The sequence below is a fragment of the Bradyrhizobium sp. LeoB3 genome (assembly GCF_055456055.1).
The window spans coordinates 1-4,545 of record NZ_JBVBEF010000217.1 but is presented as its reverse complement, the minus strand read 5'-3'; the positions used below and the strand labels follow the sequence as shown (position 1 = coordinate 4,545).

4 protein-coding genes and 2 pseudogenes are annotated in these 4,545 nt (G+C 60.5%); 4 read left to right on the top strand and 2 right to left on the bottom strand.

Annotated elements, in window-relative coordinates; all coding sequences use genetic code 11:
- Positions 1-433 (top strand): annotated as a pseudogene (locus ACZXDY_RS44880) (hypothetical protein); the annotation flags it as partial.
- 393 nt (positions 434-826) lie between these two features.
- Here the strand turns inward: ACZXDY_RS44880 and ACZXDY_RS44875 are convergent.
- Positions 827-1,129, bottom strand: a complete 303-nt coding sequence (locus tag ACZXDY_RS44875; RefSeq protein WP_464349891.1) for a hypothetical protein — start codon at positions 1,127-1,129, stop codon at positions 827-829.
- A gap of 372 nt (positions 1,130-1,501) precedes the next feature.
- Between ACZXDY_RS44875 and ACZXDY_RS44870 the strand changes: the two genes are divergently transcribed.
- Positions 1,502-2,362: a COG3904 family protein gene (locus tag ACZXDY_RS44870; RefSeq protein ID WP_464349892.1), complete on the top strand. Its 861-nt coding sequence runs from the start codon at positions 1,502-1,504 to the stop codon at positions 2,360-2,362.
- A 2-nt stretch (positions 2,363-2,364) separates the two neighbouring features.
- Positions 2,365-2,969, top strand: a pseudogene (locus ACZXDY_RS44865) (ATP dependent DNA ligase); the annotation flags it as partial.
- A 220-nt stretch (positions 2,970-3,189) separates the two neighbouring features.
- Here ACZXDY_RS44865 and ACZXDY_RS44860 read toward each other — a convergent pair.
- The gene (locus ACZXDY_RS44860) at positions 3,190-3,378 is read right to left on the bottom strand and encodes a hypothetical protein (protein ID WP_464349890.1); all 189 of its coding nucleotides are present in this window, start codon (positions 3,376-3,378) and stop codon (positions 3,190-3,192) included.
- Positions 3,379-4,256: 878 nt separating this feature from the next.
- Here ACZXDY_RS44860 and ACZXDY_RS44855 point away from each other — a divergent pair.
- On the top strand, positions 4,257-4,418 hold the full coding sequence (locus ACZXDY_RS44855; protein ID WP_464349889.1) for a hypothetical protein: 162 nt from the start codon (positions 4,257-4,259) through the stop codon (positions 4,416-4,418).
- The last annotated feature ends 127 nt before the right edge of the window (positions 4,419-4,545 follow it).

Genomic DNA, 4,545 nt, shown 5'->3' with positions numbered 1-4,545 from the left:
ATCAGACAGCCCGGCCTATTTGGCGCTGCCACAGAGTGCGCGCGGGGTGCTCGCTGCGATCGAGCAGGCGATCGGCGACGGTAGCAGCGCGAGTGTGAGCTACCTTGACTTCAGCGTGGATCACAACATTGGGCACAGGTCGATTTCGCCATCATTGAAGCTGCTCGACCGCCTCGGCCTGATCGAGATCGAGCCGGGCAAGCGCCTGACCAACACGTTCTCGCTGAGCAACCGCTGGCGCAGCATTGATGAGGTCGAGGCCAAGCGGCTGGCGGCACTGGCGCGTGAAGTGAAGCCGCGTCGAACCTTTGGCAAGCCGCCGGAGCCGAAGCCGGTGAAGCCACCGCCGCCGCCGAAGCCCATGACGGTCGAGCGACCCGCGAGTCATGCAGCGTCGGGTGCCGTCACTGCCGACGATGCCGTGGCAGGATGACGGGCTATAGCGCAAGCCTCGCGATCTCAATCTCTTGCCGGCGAAAGGGCCAAGAACTTGATCCCGGGCATCACCTCGTCAGCGGGGGCGCGACTGTCGGCGAGCACGGTGCGGGCATCTCAGAACTTCGTGATTGGAGTTGCTTCCGTGCAATCCAGAAAACGTGTCCACCACCTCGGACTTAGATCTTTTGAAGAGAATGTATGAGCTCGGGAAGGATCGGCATTCATGGTCTACGTTATCGAAGTCTGCACGAGACGGAACGGCTTGTTGGTGAAGTACGGAAAGGACGCTGGTGGCGAGCTGAACGGACCGTCAAGTTGCGTCTGGATGGTGCCGGGAACATGGTGCGAATGATCGTAAGGCGTCCGAAGTGGGACAGTTTCCCTGGCGTTAGCTGTCAGCGCGCGCAAGTCCCGATTTTGGACCTGAAAACCCAACGGTCGGCGGAATAAAAGCACCCAAGTGTTCAATCGCCTCCAGCGTCCGACCTTCGCCAGTTACTTTGATCTCGATGCCGTTGTCGACGTCGCGTAACGGCACACGCGAGGATGACTGCGCCTGTTCTGCAACGTCCTGGCTGATGCAGAAAAAACGAGATGTCCCCTCAAGTCCTGTACGGGCCTGAAACCTTGGTTTGCTCTTCTCAGCCGATGGTACGTGCGAGATCGACCTCTGTGCAATGGTTTGGTCCATTTCTCGTGGCTATGCTTGGGTGTAACCGCCCGATATCTCGAGCGGTAAGGGAAGAGTTCAGCAATGAGAATCCTAGATGCAACCGGATCGTCAGGCTTTGCTCGCAAGCCGGCTCAGTCACCCTCCGACTTCGCCAGCCTCGTTCACAACCTGATCATGGACGTGCGCGACAGCTATCGGCCCGAGCTGCACTACATCGGTGGCCCCGGGCCGAAATGGCGCGCCAAGCAGCCCTGCCTAAAATTAAATTCTCAAGCCGTACCGCCGGCCGGGCAGCACAAGCTGTCGCCGCTTATGTACGCTACCGCGACGCGGCTAGCCCCACCCGATCTAAGCTCTGCTCGCGCTCGTTGGCCGGAAATCCGAGGTTGGATGCTGCTCATTGGCACCGTTCTTTGCCTCGCATTTGTGGCTATGCTGAGCCGCTCGGCGCACGCCGGCGCTGTCGAAGAACGCAAATTGCCGATGAAGTTCAGCTGGGTCGCTTGCCAGCCGAATTGCCGGGGCTGGGTCAGCGCGGTCGGCATCGTGACCGCCGATACCCCAAGGGACTTCGATGAATTCGCGCGCGCCCGACAGCTCGGCAGCGCGACCATCGTGCTGGATTCCAGCGGCGGTTCAGTCAACGACGCGATCGCGCTTGGACGGCGCTGGCGCAATCTCGGGGCGCTGACCACCGTCGGCATCAGCGTCCATACCAATACCGCGCAGAGCGCTAATGCCAACATGGCGCCCGCGGCGTATTGCGAATCGATGTGCGTGTTCCTACTGCTGTCGGGCAAGACGCGTTACGTGCCCGAGACTGCCCACGTTCGGGTGCATCAGATCTGGATCGGTGACCGCGCCAATGACGCCAAAGTCGGGACCTACAGCGCAGATGATCTGACGATCGTGGAACGCGATATCGGGCGTCTCGCCAAATATACCTTCGACATGGGCGGCGCGGGTGATTTGCTGTCGCTGTCGCTGAACGTCCCGCCGTGGGAAGATCTGCATGAACTGTCTCGGGAAGAATTGCGACGGACCAATCTCGTCACCAGCGATATGGTTGCGGAGCCGGGCCGCCCGAACCCACCAGTGGTCGAGCTGACGCCCAAACCGGTGCTGGGTCGCTTCGTCGGCAGTGCGGTTGCGACCGAGACAAATCCAGAGCCGGCGAAATCAACCAAGTCGGCTGAAGCTATGGGACGGGCGGACGGCGTGAGGGCGGCGGCCCCGCTTGGACAAGAGTAGCGGTGCAGAACGAACTCAAGGGCCGCTCCAAAAAGATCGCCCTGGTCGCTTTCGACCTGCTCTACCTCGACGTCTACGACCTGTGGAAGCTGCCGCTTTCCACGCGCAAGGCCACGCTGAAGAAACTTCGTGGGCACCGACATTCAGTTCAGCGAGAGCTTCGAGGTCCACGGCCGTACGTTGTTTGAGCATGCCTGCAAGGTCGGCAATGAAGGGCGTCGTGTCGAAGGTCGCCAACAGCCCCTATGTCTCAGGCCGCGGCCGCAACTGGGTGAAGAAACCGTGCCCGCAACGGGAAACGCTGACCATCGCCGGCTTTGCCTTGGACGACGGCAAATGGGACGGCATCTATCTCGGCCGGCGCAAGGGCAATGAACTGATCTATGCCGGCAAGGTCGACCCCGGCTTTGACAAGGTATCCGCCGCGGACCTACAAAAGCGCCTCACGCCGCTCATCCGCAAGACGCAGCCCTATGCGAAGCGCATCGCGCGCGAGGGCATCTGGGTTGAGCCGAAGCTGCAGGCCGAGATCGAGTACCGCGCCAAATCGGCAGAAGGTAAGGTGCGGCACCCGTTCTTCAAAGGGCTACGGGAGGACCTGCAATGAACCGACAAAAAACCATGGTGGGGGCCAGCATGATCTGCTGCGCTCTATCTTCCGCACCTGGCTGCCTGATCGTCTCAAATTCTCGCCACGCCATCGAACCCCCTGGAGTCGTCCGGCGGGTTCTCTTATCGCCTGTGGGATCGATGTCGCTGTACAGTTACCGAGCCGATGCGACTTTCTCTTGCGGCATAGGCCCGCAGGGCGGCGGATCCCTCTAAATTCAACCTGGCGCGGGGGTTGGCGCACCTCCGTTCAGCACGTCGAGATCGGGATGATAGAATGCGAATGCGCCCGGCTCTTGAATAGCGGCCTGCGCGAACACCGGTGTAGCCGCAAGCGCGGACAGCACGACGGCCGCTACGACAGCCTTCAGGGAAGTCTTGTGATCGCGAACGAGATGATGAGACATGATGCACTCCTTTGGTTGCGTTGAGCAACGATGTCGGAATGCACGTAAGGACCTGAGACGAGACCCAGAATGGCGGTTGATCTCGTTTATATGCTCGATCGTCTCGAACTTGAGGTTTCCACATGACCGAGCCCGATCCGTGGATGGCGACCGTTTCCCGATCTGCACAGTGCTCGAAGCCTATGCGACGGGGCCATCGCGCGTCCGGGCGCGTTTGCGTTCTATCATCCCAATCTGGACGTTCTGAATGGCGGCGCGCCAACGCCTGCTATCAAGGCTTCTCCCGAGTGGCCCGCGTTGAAGGGGGCGTGTGCGTCAGCCGGCGGCGGCCTCTCTTACTGCGGTTGGGACCGCCTAAGATTTCCGCTTCGGCGTCAGAAGCTGATATCTCCGCCTTTAAGGGCGAGCGCCATAAACCTTCGTATCGGTTCCGTGGCCCCTTCAGATGCCTGACGTTGCCCTACGTTCAATTGAGCCGCCGATCGCGATCATCTTGGATAGTGATATGCGGTAGCGACCCTCAGCTCCCCCGCGACTCGCTACCGCTGCCCTCCTTGGGCGTTTCCTCCCTAGACTTGGCCGCTTGTGGCAAAGCAGTGCACCCCTTGGGATTAAACCGACGTCTGGTCGACTTATACCGATACACTAGCCCGAACGTACCCCAGTAGGATCACTTCATACCCGCGCGCAATGGCGCCCACTAAGTGCTCGGTGCTATCAGATAACGCGGAGTGAAAAGCAACGGAACCGGCCGCGAGCCGGCAGTTGCAGGACAAGGTCGGCGGCGTAGCGCCCGCCGACCTTCCCCTTGATCGAGCCGCGCGTTGCCGCTCCAGTAATTAGTGTCTATTGCCACAGTTGGCTGCGGAGAATACGCCATGAAAAACATCGCCGATCTCATAATGCGGTTTTGGCAAGGCAGCCAGCCCGCGTCCAATACTCAGGTTGCGGCTATGGCCGGCAATCGGGATCATTCCAGCATGGCCGACTTTGTCCGCATCCTTCAGGCCTACGATCAAGACCAGTACGGCAGGAGTTAGCGGCGACCGCGTCCCCCTCGGCTCTTCGGGTCCTTTGGTGAGCGTGAGGAAAGTTCTGTGCGTCAAGTTCAGCAAAATTGATCATGGGGTCCGGCCAAGCCATCCCCTCGGAGCCGCCGTCGCTCGC

Bases quoted from the DNA above. Each gene is read 5' to 3' on its own strand.
- ACZXDY_RS44875 (WP_464349891.1), bottom strand. From the start codon at position 1,129: ATGGACCAAACCATTGCACAGAGGTCGATCTCGCACGTACCATCGGCT.
- ACZXDY_RS44870 (WP_464349892.1), top strand. From the start codon at position 1,502: ATGCTGCTCATTGGCACCGTTCTTTGCCTCGCATTTGTGGCTATGCTG.
- ACZXDY_RS44860 (WP_464349890.1), bottom strand. From the start codon at position 3,378: ATGTCTCATCATCTCGTTCGCGATCACAAGACTTCCCTGAAGGCTGTC.
- ACZXDY_RS44855 (WP_464349889.1), top strand. From the start codon at position 4,257: ATGAAAAACATCGCCGATCTCATAATGCGGTTTTGGCAAGGCAGCCAG.